The following is a 24,451-nucleotide window of genomic DNA, read 5'->3' as shown; positions in this document are numbered from 1 at the left end:
CCTACCCTGGCGCGGGTGCCCGTCGCGCTGCTGTGGTTCCGACGTGACCTGAGGCTCGCCGACCACCCGGCACTGCTGGCCGCGATCGACGCGGCCGGCGCCGACGGCGCCGTCCTCCCCGTGTTCGTGGTCGACCCGCGGCTGTGGGGTCCCGCCGGCGCCCCCCGCCGGCAGTTCCTGCTGGGCTGCCTGGCCGACCTGGGCGCCCAGGTCGACGGCGCGCTGGTGCTCCGGTCCGGGGACCCGGTCCGGGAGATCCCCGCGCTGGCCCGCGAGGTCGGCGCCGCCGGCGTGCACGTCTCCGCCGACGCCGGCCCCTACGGCCGGCAGCGCGACGCCGCGGTCGAGCGCGCGCTCGGCGACGTCCCGTTGGAGCGCACGGGGTCGCCGTACGCGGTCACGCCCGGCCGGGTCACCAAGGACGACGGGACGCCGTTCCGGGTGTTCTCCCCCTTCGCCCGCGCGTGGCGGGCGCACGGCTGGCGCGCCCCGGCACCGCGCCCGCGGGGCGTCCCGTGGCTGCCCGGCGTCCGCTCCGACCCCCCGCCGCCGGCTCCCGGGCTGGACGGCGTCCGGCTGCCCCCGGCCGGCGAGGACGCCGCCGGGGCGGCGTGGCGGCGTTTCCGCGACGAGCGACTGGCCGGCTACCGCGACACCCGGAACATCCCGGGCACCGACGGCACCAGCCGGCTGTCGGCCTACCTCAAGTACGGCTGTGTGCACCCGCGCACGCTGCTGGCCGACCTGGACGGGGTCGAGGGTGAGGCCGCTGCGACCTACGTCAACGAGCTGGCCTGGCGCGACTTCTACGCCGACGTCCTCTGGCACCGGCCGGAGACGCACAAGGAGTCGCTGGACCTGCGGATGCGGGCCATGACCTACGACGCCGGCCCGGACGCCGACGAGCGCTTCACCGCCTGGGCGACCGGCCGGACCGGGTACCCGATCGTCGACGCCGGGATGCGCCAGCTGCTCGGCGAGGCCTGGGTGCACAACCGCGTCCGGATGATCGTCGCCTCCTTCCTGGTGAAGGACCTGCACGTGGACTGGTGGCGCGGCGCCCGGCACTTCCTCGCCCACCTCGTCGACGGCGACCTGGCCAGCAACAACCACGGCTGGCAGTGGGTCGCCGGCACCGGCACCGACGCCTCGCCCTACCACCGGGTCTTCAACCCGACCCGGCAGGGCAAGGAGTTCGACCCCGACGGCGAGTACGTGCGCCGCTGGGTGCCCGAGCTGCGCGACGTCCCCACCCGGTTCGTGCACGAGCCGTGGCTGGCCCCGGGCGGGACGCCCGAGGGGTATCCCCTGCCGATCGTCGACCACGCCGAGGAACGGAGGGTCGCCCTCGACCGCTACGAGGCGGTGCGCCGTGCCTGAGGGGCACACCCTGTTCCGGCTGGCCCGCGACCAGTCGTCGGCCTTCGCCGGCCGCCCGGTGCACGTGACCAGCCCGCAGGGCCGGTTCGCCGCGGGTGCAGCGCTGCTCGACGGCCGGGTGCTCGACGAGGTGACCTCCTACGGCAAGCACCTGTTCGCCTGCTTCGGCGCCGACACCCTGCACGTGCACCTGGGCCTGTACGGCAGCTACACGTCGGGCGCCGGCACCCCGCCGCCGCCGCGGGGGGCGTTGCGGATGCGCTGGGAGGGCGACGGACCCGACGGCGGCGGCGTCTGGACCGACCTGCGCGGCGCGACGGCGTGCGAGGTGCTCACCACGCCGGAGGTCGACCGGATCCTCGACCGGCTGGGCCCCGACCCGCTGCGTCCGCGGACCGACGGCACCGCCGCCCACCGGCGCATCGCCGCCAGCCGTACCGCCGTCGGCGCGCTGCTCATGGACCAGTCGGTGCTCGCCGGCGTCGGCAACGTCTACCGGGCCGAACTGCTGTTCCGTCACCGCGTCTCGCCGTTCCGTCCGGGCCGCCAGGTCGACGCCGACCTGTGGGCGCGGATGTGGGCGGACCTGGTCGTGCTCATGCGGGCCGGCGTCCGGATGGGGCGGATCGTGACCACCCGGCCGGAGGACCGCCACCGCCGCCGCGGCGCCGTGCTCCGCGACGACGCGCACTACGTGTACCGCCGCACCGGGCTGCCCTGCCGGATCTGCGGCACCGAGGTGCGCACGGAGGTGATGGTCGGCCGCAACCTGCACTGGTGCCCGGTGTGCCAGGCGGTCTGACCCGAACAGCGGAAGCGCCGCGCGGGTGGGTGACCTGCCTCGGCGGCGTGGCTATCGTGACTGGATGTCGAGTCCGCTGCGCACCCTGGTGGTCGCAGCGCTCGCCTGCGCCGCCCTGGTCCTGGGCCTGCCAGCCGCCGCGGCCGCGGAGGAGGACGGCGACGGGATCGGCTACGACGTCTCCCACCCCCAGTGCGACACCGACCTGCCCGAGGGGCACGCGTTCGGCATCGTCGGCGTCAACGGCGGGCTGGCCACCCGGCCCAACCCCTGCCTGGCCGAGCAGCTCGTGTGGGCAGCTGGGGCGACCGGCGCCGTCCCGGGGCAGCCGCGGCTGCAGCTCTACGTCAACACCGCCAACCCGGGCGAGCTCATCGAGCTGGTGCGCACCTGGCCGCTGTCCGGTGACACCCCGTACGGCGCCTGCGAGGGCGACAACAGCCTGGCCTGCTCATGGCAGTACGGGAGGCTGCGGGCCTACGTGACCGTGGAGGCGTTCTTCGCCCTCGCCGCGGAGGACGCCGACGTGGACCCCGACCCGGCGGCGCACGTCTGGTGGCTCGACGTCGAGACGATGAACACCTGGCAGACCGGGTCCGACGCCGGCCGCGCCCGCAACCGGGCGACCCTCGAGGGCATGGCCGACTACCTGACCGATCGCGGTGCCGTGGTCGGGCTCTACTCGACCGGCTACCAGTGGGGCCGCATCGTCGGGGACGTCCCGGCCGGGAGCCCGCTGTACGACCTGGACAGCTGGCTGGCCGGCTCGCTCACCCGCAGCGGAGCGGAGGCCGCCTGCGACCGGCCGCCGCTGGTCGAGGGCGGGGAGGTGGTCCTCACCCAGTACGTGGAGGACGGGCTGGACCACGACCACGCCTGCCGCTGATCAAGCCACGCCCGCACCGTCAGAGGGCGCCCTTGGCGTCGTCCCCGGCGGGGACGGCGTCGAGCACCATCAGGTCCGGGGCGCCGGCCAGCTTGCCCTCCAGCCGCTGGCCGAGCGTGGTCAGCGCCTCGGCCTTGCCGTGCACGGCCAGCGCCTCCGGGCTCTCCCACTGCTCGATCATGACCAGGCTGCCGTCCCGCGTGGCGTGCAGCGCATAGCGCTCGCAACCCGGCTCGGCATGCACCTGCGGGATCGCCGCCAGCACCGCCTCACGGACGGCGTCGGCGTGCTCGGGCTGCGGGGTGATGGTGGCGACGACGACGACCGACACGGGATCTCCTCCTGGAGGGGTTCCGCGGCTCGCCGCGGCGGAGCCTGGTGCATCCGCACCCGGCCGGGTCAGGATGCCTGTCGTGTCGGCCGACGTTGACCCGGGCCCCCCGTCCACCGCGCCACCCCTGCGGGTGGCCGTCGTCGGTGCGGGCCCGGCCGGCATCTACGCGGCGGAGGCGCTGACCCGCCAGGGCGACGTCCCGGTCGCCGTCGACCTCATCGACCGGCTGCCCACGCCCTTCGGGCTGGTGCGGCACGGCATCGCCCCCGACCACCCGAAGATGCGGGCCATCCGCGACACCCTGCACCGGGCGCTGGACCACCCCGACGTCCGCTTCGTCGGCAACGTCGAGATCGGCACCGACATCTCCTGCGCCGAGCTGCAGGCGACCGTCGACGCCGTCGTCTACACCTACGGCGCCGCCCTGGACCGGCACCTGGCCATCCCCGGTGAGGAGCTGCCCGGGAGCCTGGCGGCGACCGACCTGGTCGCCTGGTACACCGGCCACCCCGACGCCGACCGCACCGTGGTGGAGGCGGCCCTCGCCCGGGCGCGGTCGGTGGTCGTGATCGGTGTCGGCAACGTGGCCCTCGACGTCGCGCGGGTGCTCGCCCGCACCCCGGCCGAGCTCGAGCCGACCGACATGCCGCAGCACGTGCTCGACGCGCTGGCCGCCGCGCCGGTCGAGGAGGTCACCGTGCTGGGCCGCCGGGGCCCGGCCCAGGCGACGTTCACCACCCAGGAACTGCGCGAGCTCGGCGAGCTGGCCGCGGCGACCGTGCTGGTCGACCCGGCCGACCTGGAGCTCGACGCGGCGGCCGAGGAGCGGGCCGCCGCCGACCGGGTGGTGAGCCGCAACCTGACCGTGCTGCGCGAGTGGGCACAGCACTCGCCCGAGCCGGGGCGGACGCCGGTGCGGCTGCGGTTCTTCGCCCGGCCGGTCCGGCTGCTCGGGAGCGACCGGGTGAGCGGGGTCGAGGTGGAGCGCACCGTCGTCGACGAGGACGGCCGCGCCTCGGGCACCGGTGAGACCACCGTGCTGCCGGCGGACCTCGTGGTGCGCTCGGTCGGCTACCGCGGCCGCGGGCTGCCCGACCTCCCGCTCGACGAGCAGCGGGGCACGGTGCCGCACGAAGCCGGCCGGATCTTGCGCGAGGGACGGGCGGTGCCCGGCGAGTACGTGGCGGGCTGGATCAAGCGAGGGCCCACCGGCGTCGTCGGCACCAACAAGCACGACGCCCGCGAGACCGTCGCCACGTTGCTCGCCGACGTCGCCGCCGGGCTCGTGCGGCCCGGTGGGGGCGGGGTGGACGACCTGGTGGCCGAGCTCCGGGCCCGCGGCACCGACCCGGTGCTCCTGGAGGACTGGCGGGCCATCGACGCGGCCGAGGTGGCCCTCGGCGCCACCCGCGGGCGGGCGCGGACGACGCTGCACGAGTGGGACACGCTGCTGGCGGCGGTCAAGGCCGCCGTCCGGGCGGAGTGAGGCCGGCTCAGCCGCAGCGCGAGCCCTCCGTGTCGTGACCTGCGTCGGACACCTCGTCGGCCGGATCGGCTGGCTGGTGACCCGCAGGTACCGGCCACCGGCCTGATCACCCGCTGTTGCGCAGGGCGGTGGCGATGCCGTTGATGGTCAGCTGGATGTTGCGGCGGACCAGCTCGTCGTCGTCCCCGCTGCGACGCCGCCGCAGCATCTCCACCTGGAGGTGGTGCAGCGGTTCGAGGTAGGGGAACCGGTTGCGGATGGAGCGGGCCAGCGAGGGGTTGTCGGCCAGCAGGTGGTCGTCGCCGGTCACCGCCAGCAGCATCCGGCAGGACCGCTCGTGCTCGGCGGCAATCTGGTCGAACACCCGGTGCCGGAGCTCCTCGTCGGGCACGAGCCCGGCGTAGCGGGCGGCCAGGCCGAGGTCGGTCTTGGCCAGCACCATGCCCATGTTGGACAGCATCGTGCGGAAGAACGGCCAGCGGCGGTGCAGCTCCTGCAGCCGGGCCAGCCGGCTCTCGTCGTCGCCCACCCAGGACTCCAGCGCGGTGCCGGTGCCGTACCAGCCGGGCAGCATGATCCGGGCCTGCGACCAGCTGAACACCCAGGGGATGGCCCGCAGGTCGGCGATCGACGTCCCGGCCTTGCGCGAGGGTGGCCGGCTGCCGATGTTGAGCTCGGCCAGTTCGCTGATCGGCGTCGCGGCCCGGAACCACTCGACGAAGCCGGGCGTCTCGTGCACCAGCGCGCGGTAGGCGTCCTGCGCGCGTCCGGCGAGGTCGTCGAGCAGCGTGTACGCCTCGTCGGCGTCCTCGCCCAACCCCTCGATGTCGAGCAGGCTGGCCTCGAGGGTGGCGGCGACCAGCGCCTCGAGGTTGCGCCGGGCCAGGTCGGGGTCGGCGTACTTGGCGGCGATCACCTCGCCCTGCTCGGTGATCCGCAGGGCACCGGCGACCGCGCCGGGCGGCTGGGCCCGGATGGCGTCGTAGCTCGGGCCGCCGCCGCGGCCGACGGTGCCGCCGCGCCCGTGGAACAGCCGCAGCCGGATCCCCTCGCGCCGGGCGACGTCGACCAGCGCCAGCTCGGCCCGGTAGAGCGCCCAGTTGGCGGCCAGGTAGCCGCCGTCCTTGTTGCTGTCCGAGTAGCCGAGCATGACCTCCTGCACGTCACCCCGGTCGGCCAGCAGCGCCCGGTAGACCGGCTGCTCGAGGACGGCGGACAGCGTGTCGGCGGCGGCCTGCAGGTCAGCGATCGTCTCGAACAGCGGCGAGATGCCGACCGGGCAGGTGGGGCCGTCCTCGCCGTCGGGGTCGAGCAGGCCCACCTCCTTGAGCAGGACGGCGACCTCCAGGACGTCGCTGACCGACTCACACATGCTGATCACGTAGTTGGGGATGGCGCGCGGCCCCAGCAGGCCGACCTGACCGGCCGCGGCGGTGAGCAGGTCCAGCTCCCCGCGGGCGGTCTCGGACAGCTCCGCGTCGGGACGGACCAGCGGCCGACGCATCGCCAGCTCGCCGACCAGCAGGGCGACCCGCTGGTCCTCGTCGAGGGCTGCGTAGTCGGGGCAGACACCGCCCCACGCGAGCAGCTCCCCGAGCACCTCCTCGTGCACCGCGGAGTTCTGCCGCATGTCCAGCCCGCACAGGTGGAAGCCGAACACCTCGACGGCCTCGCGCAGCCGGGCCAGCCGGTCGTCGGCCAGCGCCCCGGCGCCGTGCCGGCGCAGGGACGCGTCGACCGTGGCCAGGTCGGCGAGCAGCTCGTCGGGGGTGTCGTAGGGCTCCAGCACGGTGTGCGGCGGCGGTCCGGGCACCGAGCCGAGCACCCGCTGGGCGGTGGCGGCCAGCCGGGCGTGGATGCCGTAGAGGGCCCGGCGGTAGGGCTCGTCGGCGCGGAACCGCGAGTCGTCGCGGGAGACCTCGGCCAGGTGGGCCAGCTCGGGCGTGGGGGTGATCAGCCGGTCGGACATCGACAGCTCGTCGTGCAGGACGAGCAGCTCGGCGAGGTGGTGACCCAGCGCCGTCTCGGCCTGCCGGGTGCTGGCCCGGCGGACGGCGTCGGCGGTGACGAACGGGTTGCCGTCCCGGTCGCCGCCGATCCAGGAGCCGGGCAGCAGCATCGGGCGGCGCAGCAGACCCGCGTCGGGCCAGAGCCCCCGGAGCGACCGCCGCAGCTCGGCGTTGATCGCCGGGATCACCTCGAACAGCGACAGCTCGTAGTAGCGCAGCGCCTCGTCGATCTCGTCGGCCAGGCGCAGCCGGGAGAGCCGGAGCAGCGCCGTCTGCCACAGGGTGAGCACCGCCCGGTGCAGCTGTGCCGACCACTCGGCGTCCTCGGCCTCCCCGGGTGAGGAGCGGTCGCGCCGCCGGATCAGCTCGCTGACCTGCCGCTGCACGCGGGAGATCGTCCGGCGTCGCACCTCGGTGGGGTGGGCGGTGACCACCGGGCAGACCAGCGCGCCGGTGAGCTCGCGGGCCACCACGTCGGGGTCGAGCCGTTCGGCCTCCAGGAGCGCGATGGTGGCGGCCAGGCTGCCCTTCTGCGGCGGCGAGCCCTCCCGCCGGTGGAAGCGCCGCCGTCGCTCGTGGTGGATGTCCTCGGCCAGGTTGGCCAGCACGGAGAAGTGGCTGAACGCGCGGATGACGTGGTTGGCCGACCGGACGTCGAGGTTCCCCAGGCGGCCGGCGAGCTCGGCGCGGTCGACCTCGGAGCGGCGGACCCGGAAGGCCTCCACCCGGGTCGACTCGACGAGGTCGAGGACGTCGTCCCCGGACTGCTCGCCGATCACCTCGCCGAGGACGCGGCCGAGCAGCCGGATGTCCTCGCGGAGCGGCGCGTCGGCACCGTCACCGTCGGTCCCTCCGTGGTGGCGCAGGTCGGCGACGTCGACGGTGGCTTCAGACACCACGCGAGTATCGACCGTCGGTGTGACGGACGGGTGTCCTGCGAGGATGCCCCGGTGGAGCGACTGATCGCGGTGCCCGCTGCCCTCTCCCCGGCGTCCCACGGTGAGGGACCGACCTGGGACGCCGACCGCGGCGAGCTGCTCTGGGTCGACATCGCCGCCGGCCTGGTCCGGCGGGCGAGCGTGGACGACGACGGGGAGTTCGCGGAGACGGCGTCGCACCGCGGCGGCGACACCGTCGGCGCCGTCGTCCCGGCGGCGGACGGCGGCTGGCTGCTGGCCGCCGGCGGGGGCTTCACCCACCTGGCCGAGGACGGCACCGCGCGGGTGCTGGCCGTCCTCTCCGGGGAGGGCGGTACCGAGGCCAGCGGTGGCACCCGGATGAACGACGCCGCCTGCGACCGGGCGGGGCGGTACTTCGCCGGCACGATGGCCTTCGACCAGCGGCCCGGCGGTGGCGCCCTCTACCGGCTGGACGTCGACGGCACCGTCACCACCGTGCTCGACCGGCTCACCGTCTCCAACGGCATCGGCTGGGCCCCCGACGACCGCACCGTCTACCTGGCCGACTCCGGCCCCGGGCTGCTGCACGCCTTCGACTACGACCTGGAGGCCGGCACCTTCTCCCGGGGCCGCGTGCTGCTGGAGTTCGACGGCGACGACGGGGTCGCCGACGGGCTCACCGTGGACGACGAGGGCTGCATCTGGACGGCGATGTGGGGCGGTGGCCAGGTCCGCCGCTGGTCACCGGAGGGCGAGCTGCTGGCCGTCGTGCGCGTGCCCGTCGCGCAGACCACCAGCTGCGCGTTCGCCGGACCGCGGCGCGACCTGCTGGTCATCAGCACCTCGGCCGAGGGGATGGACGAGGCGGCCCGCGCGGCACAGCCCGACGCCGGCCGCCTGTTCACCACCCGCCCCGGGGTGACCGGGCCGCCGGCGTTCCCCTACCGCGGCCCCCTCGGCGCCCTCCGCCAGTGAGAGGAGCCCCGGGCGGCCCCGGGGCGGTGCCTCCGAGGGGTGGTCAGCCCTCCAGCTCGCGCAGCGCCTCGGCGGCGAGGTCGTCGCCGTCGGCGGCGCCGAGCCGGAAGTGCTCGACGGCACCGTCGAGGTCGCCCCGCTCGGCGAGCAGGACGGCCAGGTTGTGGTGGCAGTAGGTGTCACCGGAGGCGATGCCGGCCCGGTAGGCCTCCTCGGCCGCCTCGACGTCGTGCAGCTCCTCGACGTAGAAGTTGCCCAGCGGCAACCAGGACTGCACCTCGCCGAGCTTCGCACCGCGCTCGAGGACGAACCGGCTCTCCTCCGGGCGGCCGGTCACCCGCAGGAGGGTGGCCAGCGCGGTGCGGGCGCCGGGGAAGCGGTCCGCCCCGGCCCGCAGCTCCGGCTCCAGCGCGGGGTCGCCTGTCTCGTTCCAGCGCCAGGAGGCGAGGACCGCCGCGGCGCCCTCGTCTCCCCGCGCGGCCAGGTCGGCGGCCACCTGGGCCGCCTGCTCGTGCTCGCCCTGCTCGCGCAGCAGGAAGGCCAGCTGCAGCCCGCCCTGGGCGTCCCCCGCCGCCCCGGCGCCGCGGTAGGCCGTCATCGCCCCCGCGAGGTCGCCGAGGTCCTCGAGCACCAGCCCGAGGTTGAGCCACGCGTCGCTCTCCCCGCCGGCCAGCGCCCGCTCGTAGGCGTCGACCGCCTCCTCGACCCGTCCGCGGGCGGCGAGGGTGTTGCCCAGGTTGAACCAGCCGAGGGCCGCGCCCAGCTCGGCGGCCCGGCGGAAGCAGCGCTCGGCGTCGTCGTCGCGACCGGCGTCGGCCAGGTCGCAGCCCAGCTCGATGATCGCGTCGGTGTCCCGGCACGCGTGCAGCCGCTGGAGGCGGCCGTCCAGGTCCTCAGCCATGCGGTGATCATCACCACGGACCGCCGGGGCCGTCGTCCCCCGACGGTGGCGTCTCACCCCACCGGGGAGGTGCGCCGGCTCACCCGCCGAACGCCTCCCGCCACGCGGGCAGGAGGGCCTGCTCGGTCCACTTCAGGTAGGGCGCCTGGTGGTCGCCGCCGATCTGCACCAGCGCGAGGTGGGTGAACCCGGCGTCGGCGTAGGCCCGCGCGGCCTCGATGACCGCCTCGACGTCGTCCCCGCACGGGATCGACTCCGCGACGTCCTCCTCGCGGACGAACTGGCTGGCCGCGTCGAAGCCGGCGGTGCCGGGCAGGTCGGCGTTGACCTTCCAGCCCAGGCCGAACCAGCGGAAGAGGCTGTGCGCGCGGGTGATCGCGGCCGCCCGGTCGGTGTCGTGGCAGATCGGCATCTGCCCCACCCGAGGCTTGCCGGCGCCCCCGGCGGCGTCGAACATCTCGCCGAGCTCGGCCTTGGGCTCGGTGGCGATGAGGACGTCGGCGAACTCGCCGGCCAGCTCGCAGGACTGCCGTCCCGACGCCGCGATGCCGATCGGGACGCCACCCTCGGGGAGGTCCCAGATCCGGCCGCCGTCGACGTCGAAGTACTCGCCGTGGAAGGTCGTGTAGCCGTCGCCGGCGAGCAGCTCCCGGATGACCTGCACGGCCTCGCTGAACATCTCGTGCCGGACCGCGACCGGCGGCCACCCCTCCCCGATCACGTGCTCGTTGAGGTTCTCCCCGGCACCCAGGCCGAGGGTGAAACGGCCGTCGGAGAGCAGCTGGAGGGTGGCCGCCTGCTGGGCCACGACGGCCGGCCGGTACCGCATGATCGGGCAGGTCACGTAGGTCATCAGGTCGATGCGGCTGGTGGCCTGCGCGGCGGCACCGAGGGTCACCCACGCGTTCGGCGAGTGGCCCATCTCGTCCAGCCAGGGGAAGAAGTGATCGCTGGAGACGGCGAAGTCGAAGCCCACGGCCTCGGCGCCGACCACGTGACCGACCAGCTCCTTGGGCCCGGCCTGCTCGGTCATCATCGTGTAGCCCAGCTGCATCCCCATGCGGTCGCGCTACCCGGCGGCCGGACGGGTGAACCCGCCGGCCGCCGGTCGAAGGCCATCCTCGCGGGGGGAGGGTGGTCCTCTCCTACGCGCGCTCGGCGCGCAGCGCCTCGCGCAGCTTGGTCTTGCCGCTGGTGCGCAGCAGGGCCCCCGCGTAGACCCGCCCGCCGAGCCGGACGATCAGCGCGATCGCGACCAGCATGAGCACGACGGCGAGCCCGACCTCCCAGACCGCCACCTCACCGGCGGCCTGGCGGACCGGCATCACCAGCGGCGAGAGCCCGGGCACGTAGGAGGTGACCACCGCCAGCGTCCCGTCGGGGTTGGCGGCGGCCTGGATGCCGACGATGAAGGCGACCACGAGCACCAGCGTCGTCGGCATGACCACCGTGCCGAGGTCCTCCTGGCGGCTGACCAGCGACGCGGCCACGGCGAAGACCGCGGCGTAGAAGGCGTAGCCGAGGACGAACCAGCCGACCACCGCGACGGCGGTGCTGACGACGTCACCGGGGATGTCGACGATGTCGAAGGCCAGCGCGCCGGCGACGCCGACGACGGCGATCAGCAGGATCTGGGCGAACCCGAGCACCCCGAGGCCGAGGATCTTGCCGGCCAGCAGCTGCCACGGCCTCATCGTGGCCAGCAGCAGCTCCACGACCCGGCTGGCCTTCTCCTCCACCACCCCCTGGGCCACGAACTGGCCGAACAGGATCAGCAGGCTGTAGAGCACCGCGATGCCGATGATCGCGACCACCACCCGCTGGCCGTCGGTGTCGGCGTCCGGGTCCAAGGCCGTGACGGCGACCTCCGGGACGTCGAGGCTGGTGATCCCCGCCTCGGCCAGCTGGTCGGCGAGGGCCAGCTGGCCGACCGCGCCCTGCACGACGGCCTGCAGGGAGCCGTCGGCGGACTCGCGGACCAGCAGCTCGGGTGCGGCGCCGGTCAGCAGCGCGCCGTCGACCTCCTCGTCGTCCACTGCCGCGCGGGCCTCCGCCTCGTCGGCCAGCTCGACGACGGTGACGTCGATCCCGAGCGCCTCGCCCTGGGCCTCCAGCGCCTGTGGGAGACCGGCGGAGTCCCCGGCGACACCGACGCGGGTCTGCTCGCTGCCGGAGTTGACGGCGACCTGGAACCCGAGGAGGCCGACCAGCACGAGGATGATCACCACCGAGCTGATGATGAAGTTCTTGTCGCGGACGCGGGCGGAGATCTCCCGACCGGCGACCAGCCGGACCATCGCCGCGCTGCCGACGTCGCGGGGCTCGGTCATGCCGCCACCTCCTGGAGGGCCGGGGCGGCCACGGCCTCGCGGAAGAGCTCGACGAGGGTCGGTTGCTGCCAGGCGAAGTGGGTGACCCGGCCGGTGCGCAGGGCCGCGGCCAGCACCGTCTGGTCGTCGGTGCCCGCGGCCAGCTCGAGCAGGGTGTCGCCGGCCTGCTCGGAGACGACCCGGACGCCGGGCAGGCCGCCGGCCCACTGCGGCGCGGCGTCCGGGACCACGACCCGCAGCAGCCGGCCGGCTTCCCGCCGGCGCAGGTCGTCGACGCTCCCGGTGGCGACCATCCGGCCGCGGGCCAGGATGCCGACGGAGTCGCAGAGCCGCTCGACGAGGTCCAGCTGGTGGCTGGAGAAGACGACGGGAACCCCCTCGCGGACCTGCCCGAGCAGCGCCTCGGCCAGGGAGTCCACGCCGATCGGGTCCAGGCCGGAGAACGGCTCGTCGAGGATGAGCACCTCCGGGCGGCTGACCAGCGCCGCGGCCAGCTGGACGCGCTGCTGGTTGCCCAGCGACAGCTTCTCCACCTGGTCCCCGCGGCGCTCGCCGAGGCCGAGCCGCTCGACCCACTCCCCCGCGGCACGGGTGGCCGCGGCGCGGTCGAGGCCGTGCAGCCGGGCGAAGTAGGCGACCTGCTCGCCGACCTTCATCTTCGGGTAGAGCCCGCGCTCCTCCGGCATGTAGCCGATGCGGCGCCGGGTCGCCTGGTCCAGCGACCTGCCCTGCCAGCGGACCTCGCCCGCCTCGGCGCGCAGGAGCCCCATGGCGATGCGCATCGTCGTCGTCTTGCCGGCCCCGTTGGACCCGCAGAAGCCGAACATCGAGCCCGGCGCCACGGTGAACGAGACGCCCTCGAGGACCCGGTTGGTCCCGTAGGTCTTGTAGAGCCCGTCGAACTCCAGCACGGTGCTGCCTCCTTCGTCGGCTCGACGTTATCGGGCGGGCCGACGCGGTCTCGGTTCCGGCGCGGGGTCACCGCACCGCGTCGCCGTCCCGGAGGCCGGTCACCGCGATCGCCGTCCCGCTCCGCTCCGCCCGCCACGCGGTGCCCCGCCCGGCCACCCGGCCGACGCCGTCCCGCACGTGCACGGCGGTGTCCTCGTCGAGCGCGAGGCCCAGCCCCGACGGGCCGCCGGCCAGCGCGGTGAGCAGCCGCGGCAGCGTCCCCCACTGCGCGCAGTGCACGTCGACGGTCCACGGCACCAGAGCCAGCCCGTCGGTGACGGTCACCTCGTCGAGGTCCTCGCCGGCGTCCTCGGGGCAGACCGGCACGCCCGCGGACCGCCAGCCGCCGACCACTGCCCGGTCCGCGGCGACGGCCGCGCCGGCGGAGAACCCGGCGTAGGGCCGGTCCCCGGCCCTCAGCCAGGTCGCCAGCGCGCCCGCGACCGGGGCCAGGGCGTCGGCGTAGGCCGGGGTCAGGCCGCCGCAGACGAGCAGGGCGTCGGCGTCCCCGAGGTCGGCCACGTCCAGCCGCCCACCGAGGGGCACGAGCAGCGGGACCGGCTCGCAGGGCGCCGTCCGGCGGAGGACGTCGGCCCAGCGGCCGAACTGCGTCGTCCCGTCCCCCTCGTCGAGCACCAGCGTGGCCACCACGGGCGACGTGCCCGCCGACTCGAGGAACGGGCCGTAGAGGGCCGGGGCTGCGGCCGGGTCCCAGCCGCCGCCGAGCAGGTGGACGGTGGGCACGGGCGGTCTCCTCGAGGTCGTCGGCAGCGGCCGGGCCAGTCTGCCCTGCGGGGTCGGCGTCGCTGCGGTCTGATCAGGCCATGAGCCAGGAGAACGAGCCGGCGCGACCACCCACCGGCGTGGGCCTGGAGGGCCTGCGGACGGCCGCGGCCGGGTGCCGCGCCTGCGAGCTGTGGGAGCCGGCCACCCAGACGGTGTTCGGTGAGGGGCCCGAGACCGCGCGGATCGTGTTCGTCGGCGAGCAGCCCGGCGACCAGGAGGACCGCAGGGGCGAGCCGTTCGTCGGTCCGGCCGGCCGGCTGCTGGACCGGGCGCTGGGCGATGCGGGCATCGACCGCCGGGACGCCTACATCACCAACGCGGTCAAGCACTTCCGGTTCACGCCCAAGGGCAAGCGGCGCATCCACCAGACGCCCGGCCCGGAGCACCTGCGGGCCTGCCGGCCGTGGCTGGAGTCGGAGTTCGCCGTCCTGCAGCCCGAGGTCGTCGTCTGCCTCGGCGCGACGGCGGCCAAGGCGCTCATCTCCCCCTCGTTCCGCATCACCAAGGACCGCGGACAGCTGCTGCCGTGGACGCCACCCGGCGTCGCCGCCGCGGCCGTGGAGCCGGCCGACGACGACGAGGACGCCCCGCACCAGACCTGGATGCTGGCCACCACCCATCCCTCGGCGATCCTGCGCACGCCCGACGAGGCCCGGGACGCGGCCTACGACGCGCTGGTCGCCGACCTGACGGTGGTCGCGCACGCCCTCGCCTGAGAGAACGGCCCCCCTGCCCCCCTGGACGGGGCCACGGGGGGGTCAGTCGGTGACGGGGTCGGTGGCGTAGGAGGAGCGCGAGGCGCGGAAGAGCCAGAACGAGGGCACCACCAGCGCCACCACCACCATCGCCACCACGACGACCACGCCGCCGGACACCATGGCCACGCCGACCCCCGCCGCGCTGGCGATCGCCCCGGCGCGCAGGTCGCCCAGCCGGGGTCCGCCGGCGACGACGACGAGGAAGACACCCTGCATCCGGCCCCGCATCTCCTCCGGGGCGGCCAGCTGCAGCATCGAGGAGCGGAGCACCGCGCTGACCATGTCGCCGGCGCCGGCGACGGCCAGGCACAGCACCGCCAGCCACAGCGACGGGGCGAGCCCGAAGCCGATGATGGCCACGCCCCAGACCACGATCGCGCCGATGACGACGGCGCCCTGCCGGTCCACGCGGGACACCCAGCCCGAGGTGAGGCCCATGAGCAGCGCGCCGATGGAGACGCCGGCGAACAGCCAGCCCAGGCTGTTGGGCGAGTCGGCGAAGCGGCCCTCCGACAGCTCGGGGAAGACCGCCTGCGGCCAGGCGAAGAGCATCGCGATGACGTCGACGACGAAGGTCATGAGCAGCACCGGCTGGGTGCGCAGGAAGGAGAAGCCCTCCCCCACACCCCGGATCGCCGCGCCCAGGCGCAACGGCCCGGCCGCGCGGCCCGGCGGCAGCTTCGGCAGCCCGCGCAGGAGCAGGACCGCGACGACGAACCCCAGGGCGTCGACGGTGTAGGCGACGAACAGGTCCCCGACGGCGATGAGCACGCCGGCCAGCAGCGGCCCGACGATGACGCCGACCTGTCGGACGGTCATCGCCAGCGCGTTGGCCGCCGGGACCCCCTGGGCGCCGACCAGCGCCGGGATGACCGCGCTGCGGGTGGGCTGGTTGACCGCGGTGAAGCCGGAGACGCACGCGGTGAGCACCCACAGCACCACCAGGTTGCCGCCGCCGGGGAGCAGCGCCTGGCCGGCCAGCAGCGCGCTGGTCACCGCCGACCCCATGCCGGTCACCAGCATCAGCCGACGGCGGTCCATGGAGTCGGCGATCGCACCGCCCAGCAGGCCGAAGACGATCAGCGGCACCAGCGCCACCATCGACGTGACGCCGACCAGCAGCGAGGAGCCGGTGAGCGCGAAGACCTGGTACGGGACGGCGACCAGCGTCATCTGCTGGCCGAGCATCGTCGCCGCGACGCCCCAGAACAGCCGCCGGTAGTGCGGGTTGCGCAGCGGCGTGGTGTCGATCGCCCACGCCCGGCGCGGTCGCTCGAGGCCCTGCTGCAGGGACCCGGGCCGAGCGTGCGAGGTCTGGGGGGCAGCGGGGTCCTCCATCGGCTCCTCGACGGGACCGGCGCCCTCGACCGGGTCGACCGGCGAGGTCACGACGTCCCCGGCCGGCGGCCCGACGGACAGGACCCGGCAGTGCTCGCGCGGGGCGCTCCGCTGCTCGCTCGCCGGCGCTCGCCGCGATGCTCACCCCCCTGCTCGCTCACGGCGCGAGCCGCTGCACGATCCAGCCGCCGCCCTCCTGGTCGTCGCGGAGGAACCGGATGCGGTCGTGCAGCCGGTCGGTGCCGCCCTGCCAGAACTCCACCCGCTCGGGGACGACCCGGTACCCGCCCCACACCGGCGGCCGGGGCAGCCGGCCCTCGGGGGTCTCGGCGTCCAGCCGGCGCAGCCGGTCCTCCAGCTCCTCCCGGGAGTCGACGACGGTCGACTGCACCGAGGCCGCGGCGGCCAGCTGCGCGCCGCGGGGGCGGGGGTCCCACAGCCCGTCGGAGGCGGTGGCGCCGACGCGCTCGACCGTCCCCGCCACCCGCACCTGACGCTGGATGGCCTGCCAGGGGAACACCAGCGCCGCCCGCGGGTTGACCGCGAGCTGCGCGCCCTTCGCCGAGGCGTAGCTGGTGCCGAAGACGAACCCGTACTCGTCGTACCCCTTCACCAGGACGAGGCGGGCGTCCGGAGCGCCGTCGGCGTCGGCGGTGGCCACCACGGCGGCGTTGGGCTCGGGCAGCTCGGCTGCGACGGCGTCCCCGAACCAGCGGTCGAACTGCTCGACCCAGGTGGGCGCCAGGTCGGACTCGCGGAGCCCCGGACGGTCGTAGTCCCTGCGCATGCGGGAGAGGTCGGGCACGGCCTCCATGCTGTCACCGGCGGACGGCGACGGCGCGCGGCCCTCGTGCTCGGCGCCCCGCGCCCCGCCTGTGCTGGCCCGGTACGCACCGCCTAGGGTCGAGCCGCAGTCGTGCGCCGTCTCGGTGACGCACGAGTCCCGCGCGCAGAGGAGCATGCGAGATGGCCGACGACTTCGTACCCGGCCTGGAGGGCGTGATCGCCTTCGAGACGGAGATCGCCGAACCGGACAAGGACGGCGGGGCGCTGCGGTACCGGGGCGTCGACATCGAGGACCTGGTCGGCAAGGTCACCTTCGGCAACGTCTGGGCCCTGCTGGTCGACGGCAAGTTCGGCCCGGGTCTGCCGCCCGCCGAGCCGTTCCCCATCCCGGTGCACACCGGTGACGTCCGGGTCGACGTCCAGGCGGCGCTGGCGATGCTGACCCCGATCTGGGGCTACCGCCCGCTGCTGGACATCGACGCCGAGGAGGCGCGCGAGGAGCTCGCCCGCGCCGCCGTGATGGCGCTGTCCTACGTGGCCCAGTCCGCCCGCGGCATCGGCATCCCCGCGGTGCCGCAGCGGCGGATCGACGAGGCGTCCACGATCGTCGAGCGGTTCATGGTCCGCTGGCGGGGCGAGCCCGACCCCCGCCACGTCGCCGCCGTCGACGCGTACTGGACGTCGGCCGCCGAGCACGGCATGAACGCCTCCACCTTCACCGCCCGCGTCATCGCCTCCACCGGCGCGGACGTCGCGGCCTCCCTCTCCGGCGCCATCGGCGCGATGTCCGGCCCGCTGCACGGTGGCGCGCCCTCCCGCGTGCTGCACATGCTCGACGGCGTCGAGGAGACCGGGGACGCGGAGAAGTACGTCAAGGACCTGCTGGACCGCAAGGAACGGCTGATGGGCTTCGGCCACCGCGTCTACCGGGCGGAGGACCCCCGCGCCCGCGTGCTGCGACGGGCCGCCGAGGAGCTGGGCGCCCCCCGCTTCGAGGCCGCGCTGGCGCTGGAGAACGCCGCACTCGCCGAGCTGCGCGAGCGGCGGCCCGACCGGCCGATCGAGACCAACGTGGAGTTCTGGGCGGCGATCGTCCTCGACTTCGCCGAGGTGCCGAGCCACATGTTCACCTCGATGTTCACCTGTGCGCGCACCGCAGGCTGGTGCGCGCACGTCCTCGAGCAGAAGAACACCGGCCGGCTGGTGCGCCCCTCGGCGCGCTACATCGGCCCGGCGCCCCGCAAGCCGGAAGAGGTCGACGGCTTCGACACGATCACCGTCACGTCGATCACCGACTCGGCGCCGGCTCCGGCCTGAAAGAGGACCCCGTCCTCCCCACCCCTCTGAGAGGCAACGACCCCCGGATGAGCATCACCATCCCCGCCGACCTCCTGCCCGCCGACGGACGCTTCGGCTGCGGCCCGTCGAAGGTCCGCCCCGAGGCGCTCGAGGCGCTGGCCGGCAGCGGCGCCTCCCTCATGGGCACCTCGCACCGCCAGGCCCCCGTCAAGGGACTGGTCCGGCAGGTGCGGGAGGGGCTGACCCAGCTGTTCGACCTGCCCGACGGGTACGAGGTGGTGCTGGGCAACGGGGGGACGACGGCCTTCTGGGACGCCGCGATCCTCGGGCTGATCCGCGATCGCAGCGCCCACGGCACCTACGGCGAGTTCTCCGCGAAGTTCGCCTCCGGGGTGGCCGAGGCACCGTTCCTGGCCGACCCCGTGGTCACCACGGCGGAGCCCGGTGGCCTCGCCCTGCCCAAGGCCCAGGACGGCGTCGACGTCTACGCGTGGGCGCACAACGAGACCTCGACCGGCGTGATGGCGCCGGTGGCGCGACCGGCGGGCACCGACGACGCACTGGTGCTCATCGACGCGACCAGTGGCGCGGGCGGGCTGCCGGTGGACGTCTCGCAGACCGACGTCTACTACTTCGCGCCGCAGAAGTCCTTCGCCGCCGACGGCGGACTGTGGGTGGCGCTCATGTCGGCCGACGCGCTGCAGCGGGTGGCCGAGATCAAGGCCTCGGACCGCTGGATCCCCGGCTTCCTGGACCTGTCGATCGCCGTCGACAACTCCGCGAAGGACCAGACGTACAACACCCCGGCCGTCGCGACGCTGTTCCTGCTGGCCGACCAGATCCGCTGGCTGCTCTCCCTCGGTGGGCTCTCCGGCGCGGTCCAGCGGACCGAGACCTCATCCACCCGGCTGTACTCGTGGGCGGAGGAGTCGCCGTTCGCGACGCCGTTCGTCGCCGACCCGGACCAGCGCTCCTACGTCGTCGGCACCGTCGACTTCGACCCGTCGGTGGACGCCGCCGAGGTGGCCACGGTGCTGCGGGCGAACGGGGTGGTCGACGTGGAGCCCTACCGCAAGCTGGGGCGCAACCAGTTGCGCGTGGGCATGTTCCCGGCCGTCGACCCGGACGACGTGAGCGCCCTGACCGCCTGCATCGACTTCGTCGTCGAGAAGCTCTAGAAGGACCCCCGTGCCCCCCACCGCTCGCACGCTCGCGGCGGGACCCCGACGAGGGCCACCCACGTTCGCAGACTGCGGCGGGACCCTCTCGGGTAGGGCCCAGGCCGGGCGCGCCACGCCGGGCGTGCCTGCCACCCCGCTCCCGGCGACGCGGATAACCTCGGGCACCGGCTGTCTCTCCCGAGCCGGCCGTGCAGCACGGACGCGTGCAGTTCACAGGAGGTCGCCCATGCGCACTCTGCGCCTCGTGGCGCTCTCCGACGACGGGAGCAGCCTCATCCTCGCCCTCGACGGCGCCGAGCCGGGCGAGGAGGGCGAGCGCTTCGAGCTGCCCGTCGACGACCGCCTCCGCGCCGCCGCCCGCGGGGACACCCGCCGGCTGGGTCAGATCGACGTCGAGATCGGCACGACGCTGCCACCCCGGGTCATCCAGGCGCGCATCCGGGCCGGGGAGACCCCCGAGCAGGTGGCCTCCTCCTCCGGCATCCCGGTCGAGCGGATCCTGCGGTTCGCCCACCCGGTGCTGCAGGAACGGGAACGGGTCGCCGAGCAGGCCCGCGAGGCCCGGGTCCGACTCTCCGAGGGCCCGCCCGCCGTCCCGCTGCAGCAGTTCATGTCCGAGCGGCTGCGGCTGCTCGGGGCCGACCTCGACGCCGTCCGCTGGGACGCCCACCGTTCCGCCGACGGCACCTGGCAGGTCACGGCCGCGTGGCAGGCCGGCGCCAAGTCCGGTGTCACGCGCTGGGTCTACGACATCCCGGCCCGCACCGTGAGCCCGGTGGACGCCGCCACCACCGACTTCGCGGAGGGCACCCGGCTGGTCCGGGTGGTCCCCCACGTGCCCAGCGGCCTGCCCGCGCCGCCGCTGCACCGCGGCCGGCCGGTCGCCGTGGTCCCCGACGACGACGGGGTCGCGGCCCCGGCCTCCTCCCGGCTGGCGGCCGACGAGGACGGCGCCGCGGGAAGCGAACTGGACGGCCGCTCCGGCGCCCCGTCCGCCGGGTCGACCGGTGAGCGCCGGACCGACCCGGACTTCGACGACGACATCGCCGAGCACGACACCGTCGTGCTCGGCCGCCCCGGCGGCGACGGGGACGGCGACGACGAGGACCCCCGCGCCCGCATCCCGGCCTGGGAGGACATCGTCTTCGGGGTCCGCCGGCACCGCTGAGCTGCCCCTGTGACGGGGGCGACGTGTCCGGCAGGATGGTCCGGGTAGGGGGTGCTCATGTCAGCGTCGGTGTCCATGCCGCTCGGCGGCGTGCAGGTCGGGTCCTACGACAGCTACGCGCAGGCCCAGGCCGCCGTCGACTACCTGTCGGACGAGCGGTTCCCGGTCGAGAACGTCACGATCATCGGCTCGGACCTCAAGCAGGTGGAGCGGGTGACCGGGCGGCTCAGCTGGGGCCGGGCGATCGCCGCAGGTGCGGCCGGCGGCGCCTGGTGGGGCCTGTTCGTGGGGCTGCTGCTGGGCATCTTCGCCGGCGACGGCGGCAGCTGGCTCGGCTCGGTGCTCACCGGCCTGCTCGTCGGACTGCTCTTCGGTGCCCTGTTCGGCGCCATGGGGTACGCGGCCACCCGCGGCAAGCGGGACTTCACCAGCACCAGCGCGATCATCGCCGGTCGCTACGACGTCATGTGCAACCCGGCACGCGCCGAGGACGCCCGCACCCTGCTCGCCCGCTTCTCGCTGCGCGGCTGACTCCGGCGTCCCCCAAACGGTGGGGGAAGACCGGATCGCGCGGCACTGACCCTGTTGTGGGTACGGCGCGTACCGATATCTTCCCGTCCCACCTTTCTGGGAGGCGAGATGGACGACGTCGAGTCCGAGCACCGTGCGACCGCGGCCCCGACGCGCCCGCGCCCCCGGTGGTCGGCGCCCGGGCCGGGGTCGTGGGTGCTCGACTCCAGTCACGTCCCCCGGCCGCTGTGCCACTTCACCGCCGCTGTGTACCCCGACGCGTTCATGCGTGGCCTCCGCGAGAGCCACGAGCGGTACGGCAGCCTGATCGAGAGCAACGACGTCGCCCTCGTCGGCGGCTTCCTCTACCAGCGGCTCCGGACCGTCGGTCAGGGCCCCGAGGACGGCGGCCCGCCGCCGGAGCAGGAGTTCCGCCGGCTGCTCGCCGAGGACCCGGCCCTGCGGGAGCGGATGGCCACCGCCGAGACCGCCCTCGCCGAGCGCCGCTGGCGGGCCGACCTGGCGGAGTGGGACACCGTCGTCGCCCCGGCACTGCGGGCGCTGCACCGCGCGCTCGCCGAGGTGAACGTGCGGACGGTCGACGACCCGGGGCTCGCCGCCCACCTGGACCGGTGCGCGCAGGCGCTGACCGAGGGCTTCTTCCAGCACCACCGCTACGACGCCGCCGCGTTGCTGCCGGTCGGTGACCTCGTCGTGCACGCGGTGCGCTGGACGGGCCTGTCCCCGGCCGAGGTGCTCGCCTGCCTGGCCGGGAGCAGCCCGGTGACCGAGGGCGCCCCCGACGAGCTGGCCGACCTGGTCGCCGCCCTCCAGGACGACGCCGACTCGCTGGCGCCCGTCCTCGACGAGTGGCTGCCGCCCGAGGAGACGCTGAGCCGCCTGCTCGGCTCGCCGGAGCCGGTGGGGACCCACGCCGGCCGCTACCTGACGGCCCTGGCGGCCCTGCCCGTGGACGGGCAGGACGTCGTCGCCGAGCCCGGCTCGCTCGAGGCACCCGGGCTGGTGCTGGCGCGGCTGCGTGCGGCGCTGCGATCCGGGGACGCAGGCGCCACCGACGCCGCCGACGCCGCGGCGGCGGCGACCGCGCGGGTCCGGGCGGCCGTGCCCCCGGGGGCGCGAGCCGAGTTCGACGACCTGCTGGCCGAGGCCCGGCTGGTCTACCGGCTGCGGGAGGAGCGCAGCGTCCACGCCGACCGGCTGCTGGGCAGCGTCACGCGGACGGCGGTCCTGGAGGCCGGCCACCGGCTGCACCAGCACGGCGTGCTCGAGGACCCGGAGGACGCGGTCGACCTCGCGCCGGACGAACTGCGGCTGCTGCTCCTGGACGCCGAGGGCCCCACGCGGGACGAAGTCGCCCGGCGGGCCCACTGGCGGCGGACGGCGACCTACCGGGACATGCCGGCCGCGTTCGGGGCGCCGTCCCACCACACGCCCGCCAGCTGGCTCCCGCCCGCGGCGGCGCGGGTCCACGAGGCCATGGGGTTCGCGATCACCGCGATGCTGCGGGACGCCGGCCGGCCCCCGGGAGACCGGACCCTGCACGGCCTGGGTGTCAGCGCGGGCAGCTACGAGGGGACCGCCCGCGTGCTGGCCGGCAGCTCGGAGCTCGGCCGCGTCCAGCCCGGCGACGTCCTGGTCACCACGGTCACCGGCCCGGCGTTCAACCTGGTGCTCCCCCGCCTCGGCGCGATCGTGACCGACCGCGGGGGGCTGCTCTCCCACGCCGCCATCGTGGCCCGGGAGTTCGGCGTCCCCGCGGTCGTCGGGTGCCAGGACGCGACCCTGCTCGTCCCCGACGGCGCGTGGGTGCGCGTCGACGGGGCCACCGGCGCCGTCACGCTGCTGTGAGCCGGGGCCCGTGCCCCCTCGCCGACGTGCACGACGCGGAGGAGTACGGCGGCAAGGCGGTGGCACTCGGCATCGCGGCCCGCCACTCCCTCCCCGTGCCCGCCGGGATGGCGCTGCCGGCCGAGCTGGTGGCCGGCACCATGCGGGACGGTGACGCCCCGGCCGCCGTGGAGGCGGTCCGCGCCCTCGCCCGCGCGCTGCCCGCGCCGCTGGCGGTGCGCTCGTCGGTGGTCGGCGAGGACGGCGCCCGCACGAGCTTCGCCGGGCAGCACCTCACCGTCCTCAACGTCACCGAGCCCGACGCCGTGGCGCAGGCGGTCGCCCGGGTCGGTGCCTCGGCGCACTCGCCGTCGGCGCTGGCCTACCGCCGGTCCTGGGGCGTCTCCCGCCCACCGAGGTGCGGCGTGGTGCTGCAGCACCTGGTGGACCCCGTCGCGGCCGGCGTGCTGTTCTCGCGGCACCCGGTCAGCGGCGCCGACGAGCTGGTGGTCGAGGCCGCCTGGGGCCTGGGCACGGTCGTCGGCGAGGGGCTCGTCGTCCCGGACCGGTTCCGGCTGGACCCCGACGGCCGGCTGCTGGACCGGGTGGTCGGACGCAAGGACCGCGCCGTCGTGGCGCGGCCCGGGGGCGGCACCCTGGTGGTCGAGGTCGCGGCGGAGCGGGCCGGCCGCCCCTGCCTGGGGACGGCGGAGCTGACCGCCCTGGCCGACCTCGCGCGCCGGTGCGACGAGGTCTTCGGCGGCCCGTCGGACGTGGAGTGGGCCTGGACCCCGGACGGGCTGTCCCTCCTGCAGCGCCGGCCGGTCCGGCTGCCGGCCCGTTGAGGCCGGGGCCGGGTCAGCGCAGGGTCGCGAAGGCCACTGCAGCTGCGGCCGCGACGCCGAGGGAGTCCACCCCGTCGCGCATGGGGATCCGGGCCCGCACCCGGGCCGCCTGCTGCGCCTCCCGGGTGAGTCCCGGCCCCTCCGCGCCGAGCAGCACCGCGGTGCGCGGGTGGCTCCGGGCGTCGACGTCGGCCAGGTCGACCGCGTCCGGCGCGGGGGTGAGGGCGACGGTCAGGTAGCCGGCCTGGCGCAGTCGCTCGAGCCCCGCCGGCCAGTCGGGGAGGACGGCGAACGGCAGGGACAGCACGTGCCCCATCGAGACCCGCACCGAGCGCCGGTAGAGCGGATCGGCGCACCGGGGGTCCAGGAGCAGCCCGTCGACCCCGAGGGCGACCGCGGACCGGGCGATCGACCCGAGGTTCTCCGCGTCGTTGAGCCCCTCGAGCACCGCCAGCCGCCGGGGCGCGGCCCGGTCCGGTCCGGCCAGCAGGGCGTCGACGTCCTCGGGGGGACGGCGGTCGGCCGACGCCAGCACCCCGCGGGTCAGGCGGAAGCCGATGACCTCCGAGAGCACCCACTTGTCCGCCTCGTAGGCCGGGACCCCGTCGGGCAGGTCCAGGGCCGCCACCCGGCCCGGCACCCCGAACACCGCCCGCACCCGGTATCCGGAGGCCAGCAGCCGCTCGACCGCCGGCGCCCCCTCGACGATCACCGGGCCGGTCCCCCGCTCGGTCCCCGGGCGGCGGTCGCCGGCCTTGAGGTCGCGGAAGTCGGCCACCCGCTCGTCGTCCGGGTCGGTGATCGTCGCAGACGGCACGCCGGAGATCCTCCCAGCGGCCGCGGTCCCGGTCCCGGGCCGCCCACCGCGTGACCCGCCGCCCGGGGTCGGCGTTGACGGCGGGTGGCGGACTGATCCAGCATCGGGTGCACCCGGCGCGGACCTCCCCGGGACGGGGGTCGCCGCCGCGCCGCTCGTCCT

22 protein-coding genes are annotated in these 24,451 nt (G+C 75.4%); 12 read left to right on the top strand and 10 right to left on the bottom strand.

Annotated features, from left to right (window positions below; genetic code table 11):
• Nucleotides 1-15 precede the first annotated feature (15 nt).
• From GCU56_RS07445 to GCU56_RS07435, 3 genes are all read left to right on the top strand, one after another.
• A complete protein-coding gene (locus GCU56_RS07445; protein ID WP_163480892.1) occupies nt 16-1,380 on the top strand; it encodes an FAD-binding domain-containing protein in 1,365 nt (454 codons plus the stop codon).
• Complete coding sequence (locus GCU56_RS07440) at nt 1,373-2,182, top strand: DNA-formamidopyrimidine glycosylase family protein (protein ID WP_163480891.1); 810 nt, start codon at nt 1,373-1,375, stop codon at nt 2,180-2,182. Before GCU56_RS07445 ends, GCU56_RS07440 begins: the two co-directional genes overlap by 8 nt.
• Before the next feature lie 64 nt (nt 2,183-2,246).
• Nucleotides 2,247-3,068 (top strand): hypothetical protein, encoded by an 822-nt coding sequence (locus GCU56_RS07435; RefSeq protein ID WP_163480890.1) that lies wholly within the window; start codon nt 2,247-2,249, stop codon nt 3,066-3,068.
• Between the two features lie 19 nt (nt 3,069-3,087).
• Here the strand turns inward: GCU56_RS07435 and GCU56_RS07430 are convergent, their stop codons facing one another.
• A complete protein-coding gene (locus tag GCU56_RS07430; protein WP_345771703.1) occupies nt 3,088-3,399 on the bottom strand; it encodes a putative quinol monooxygenase in 312 nt (103 codons plus the stop codon).
• An 82-nt stretch (nt 3,400-3,481) separates the two neighbouring features.
• Here GCU56_RS07430 and GCU56_RS07425 point away from each other — a divergent pair, with 82 nt between their 5' ends.
• Nucleotides 3,482-4,888, top strand: a complete 1,407-nt coding sequence (locus GCU56_RS07425) for an FAD-dependent oxidoreductase (RefSeq protein WP_345771702.1) — start codon at nt 3,482-3,484, stop codon at nt 4,886-4,888.
• Between the two features lie 106 nt (nt 4,889-4,994).
• Here GCU56_RS07425 and ppc read toward each other — a convergent pair whose 3' ends face one another.
• The gene (gene ppc, locus GCU56_RS07420; protein ID WP_163480887.1) at nt 4,995-7,793 is read right to left on the bottom strand and encodes a phosphoenolpyruvate carboxylase; all 2,799 of its coding nucleotides are present in this window, start codon (nt 7,791-7,793) and stop codon (nt 4,995-4,997) included.
• Nucleotides 7,794-7,847: 54 nt separating this feature from the next.
• On the opposite strand from ppc, the gene GCU56_RS07415 reads away from it, so the two are divergent.
• Nucleotides 7,848-8,771: an SMP-30/gluconolactonase/LRE family protein gene (locus GCU56_RS07415; protein ID WP_163480886.1), complete on the top strand. Its 924-nt coding sequence runs from the start codon at nt 7,848-7,850 to the stop codon at nt 8,769-8,771.
• 43 nt (nt 8,772-8,814) lie between these two features.
• On the opposite strand, the gene GCU56_RS07410 is transcribed toward GCU56_RS07415, so the two are convergent.
• The 5 genes from GCU56_RS07410 to GCU56_RS07390 all read right to left on the bottom strand — a co-directional run bounded on the left by GCU56_RS07410 (nt 8,815) and on the right by GCU56_RS07390 (nt 13,697).
• Nucleotides 8,815-9,672: a tetratricopeptide repeat protein gene (locus GCU56_RS07410; protein ID WP_163480885.1), complete on the bottom strand. Its 858-nt coding sequence runs from the start codon at nt 9,670-9,672 to the stop codon at nt 8,815-8,817.
• A gap of 79 nt (nt 9,673-9,751) precedes the next feature.
• The gene (locus tag GCU56_RS07405; RefSeq protein ID WP_163480884.1) at nt 9,752-10,732 is read right to left on the bottom strand and encodes a TIGR03557 family F420-dependent LLM class oxidoreductase; all 981 of its coding nucleotides are present in this window, start codon (nt 10,730-10,732) and stop codon (nt 9,752-9,754) included.
• A gap of 85 nt (nt 10,733-10,817) precedes the next feature.
• On the bottom strand, nt 10,818-12,002 hold the full coding sequence (locus GCU56_RS07400; RefSeq protein ID WP_163480883.1) for an ABC transporter permease: 1,185 nt from the start codon (nt 12,000-12,002) through the stop codon (nt 10,818-10,820).
• A complete protein-coding gene (locus GCU56_RS07395; RefSeq protein ID WP_163480882.1) occupies nt 11,999-12,913 on the bottom strand; it encodes an ATP-binding cassette domain-containing protein in 915 nt (304 codons plus the stop codon). The genes GCU56_RS07400 and GCU56_RS07395 overlap by 4 nt, the downstream gene beginning before the upstream one ends.
• Before the next feature lie 67 nt (nt 12,914-12,980).
• Nucleotides 12,981-13,697 (bottom strand): hypothetical protein, encoded by a 717-nt coding sequence (locus GCU56_RS07390; RefSeq protein ID WP_163480881.1) that lies wholly within the window; start codon nt 13,695-13,697, stop codon nt 12,981-12,983.
• An 80-nt stretch (nt 13,698-13,777) separates the two neighbouring features.
• Between GCU56_RS07390 and GCU56_RS07385 the strand changes: the two genes are divergently transcribed.
• Nucleotides 13,778-14,455 (top strand): UdgX family uracil-DNA binding protein, encoded by a 678-nt coding sequence (locus GCU56_RS07385; protein WP_163480880.1) that lies wholly within the window; start codon nt 13,778-13,780, stop codon nt 14,453-14,455.
• Between the two features lie 42 nt (nt 14,456-14,497).
• Here GCU56_RS07385 and GCU56_RS07380 read toward each other — a convergent pair whose 3' ends face one another.
• Nucleotides 14,498-15,886 carry an MFS transporter gene (locus GCU56_RS07380; protein WP_163480879.1) on the bottom strand — a complete coding sequence of 463 codons (1,389 nt, stop codon included), beginning with the start codon at nt 15,884-15,886 and terminating at the stop codon, nt 14,498-14,500.
• 106 nt (nt 15,887-15,992) lie between these two features.
• Entirely contained in the window at nt 15,993-16,649 is a 657-nt protein-coding gene (gene pdxH, locus GCU56_RS07375) for a pyridoxamine 5'-phosphate oxidase (protein WP_163480878.1), read from the bottom strand.
• A gap of 152 nt (nt 16,650-16,801) precedes the next feature.
• Between pdxH and GCU56_RS07370 the strand changes: the two genes are divergently transcribed.
• From GCU56_RS07370 to GCU56_RS07345, 6 genes are all read left to right on the top strand, one after another.
• On the top strand, nt 16,802-17,938 hold the full coding sequence (locus GCU56_RS07370; protein WP_163480877.1) for a citrate synthase 2: 1,137 nt from the start codon (nt 16,802-16,804) through the stop codon (nt 17,936-17,938).
• Between the two features lie 47 nt (nt 17,939-17,985).
• On the top strand, nt 17,986-19,098 hold the full coding sequence (gene serC, locus GCU56_RS07365) for a phosphoserine transaminase (protein WP_163480876.1): 1,113 nt from the start codon (nt 17,986-17,988) through the stop codon (nt 19,096-19,098).
• A gap of 229 nt (nt 19,099-19,327) precedes the next feature.
• Nucleotides 19,328-20,269 carry a septation protein SepH gene (sepH, locus tag GCU56_RS07360; RefSeq protein WP_163480875.1) on the top strand — a complete coding sequence of 314 codons (942 nt, stop codon included), beginning with the start codon at nt 19,328-19,330 and terminating at the stop codon, nt 20,267-20,269.
• A 57-nt stretch (nt 20,270-20,326) separates the two neighbouring features.
• Entirely contained in the window at nt 20,327-20,800 is a 474-nt protein-coding gene (locus GCU56_RS07355) for a general stress protein (protein WP_163480874.1), read from the top strand.
• A 108-nt stretch (nt 20,801-20,908) separates the two neighbouring features.
• Nucleotides 20,909-22,648, top strand: coding sequence for a PEP-utilizing enzyme (locus tag GCU56_RS07350; protein WP_163480873.1), 1,740 nt, complete (start codon nt 20,909-20,911; stop codon nt 22,646-22,648).
• Between the two features lie 26 nt (nt 22,649-22,674).
• The gene (locus tag GCU56_RS07345; protein WP_163480872.1) at nt 22,675-23,472 is read left to right on the top strand and encodes a PEP/pyruvate-binding domain-containing protein; all 798 of its coding nucleotides are present in this window, start codon (nt 22,675-22,677) and stop codon (nt 23,470-23,472) included.
• A gap of 13 nt (nt 23,473-23,485) precedes the next feature.
• Here GCU56_RS07345 and GCU56_RS25070 read toward each other — a convergent pair whose 3' ends face one another.
• Nucleotides 23,486-24,289 carry a TrmH family RNA methyltransferase gene (locus GCU56_RS25070; RefSeq protein WP_163480871.1) on the bottom strand — a complete coding sequence of 268 codons (804 nt, stop codon included), beginning with the start codon at nt 24,287-24,289 and terminating at the stop codon, nt 23,486-23,488.
• Between the last annotated feature and the right edge of the window lie 162 nt (nt 24,290-24,451).

The organism is Geodermatophilus sabuli (assembly GCF_010686765.1).
GTDB lineage: Bacteria > Actinomycetota > Actinomycetes > Mycobacteriales > Geodermatophilaceae > Geodermatophilus > Geodermatophilus sabuli_A.
This window is presented reverse-complemented; position numbering and strand designations above follow the sequence as displayed.

Coding starts and splice junctions, on each gene's coding strand:
- GCU56_RS07410 (WP_163480885.1), bottom strand. CDS start 9,672: ATGGCTGAGGACCTGGACGGCCGCCTCCAGCGGCTGCACGCGTGCCGG.
- GCU56_RS07435 (WP_163480890.1), top strand. CDS start 2,247: ATGTCGAGTCCGCTGCGCACCCTGGTGGTCGCAGCGCTCGCCTGCGCC.
- serC (WP_163480876.1), top strand. CDS start 17,986: ATGAGCATCACCATCCCCGCCGACCTCCTGCCCGCCGACGGACGCTTC.
- GCU56_RS07400 (WP_163480883.1), bottom strand. CDS start 12,002: ATGACCGAGCCCCGCGACGTCGGCAGCGCGGCGATGGTCCGGCTGGTC.
- GCU56_RS07370 (WP_163480877.1), top strand. CDS start 16,802: ATGGCCGACGACTTCGTACCCGGCCTGGAGGGCGTGATCGCCTTCGAG.
- GCU56_RS07405 (WP_163480884.1), bottom strand. CDS start 10,732: ATGGGGATGCAGCTGGGCTACACGATGATGACCGAGCAGGCCGGGCCC.
- pdxH (WP_163480878.1), bottom strand. CDS start 16,649: ATGGAGGCCGTGCCCGACCTCTCCCGCATGCGCAGGGACTACGACCGT.
- GCU56_RS07355 (WP_163480874.1), top strand. CDS start 20,327: ATGTCAGCGTCGGTGTCCATGCCGCTCGGCGGCGTGCAGGTCGGGTCC.
- sepH (WP_163480875.1), top strand. CDS start 19,328: ATGCGCACTCTGCGCCTCGTGGCGCTCTCCGACGACGGGAGCAGCCTC.
- GCU56_RS07385 (WP_163480880.1), top strand. CDS start 13,778: ATGAGCCAGGAGAACGAGCCGGCGCGACCACCCACCGGCGTGGGCCTG.
- GCU56_RS07350 (WP_163480873.1), top strand. CDS start 20,909: ATGGACGACGTCGAGTCCGAGCACCGTGCGACCGCGGCCCCGACGCGC.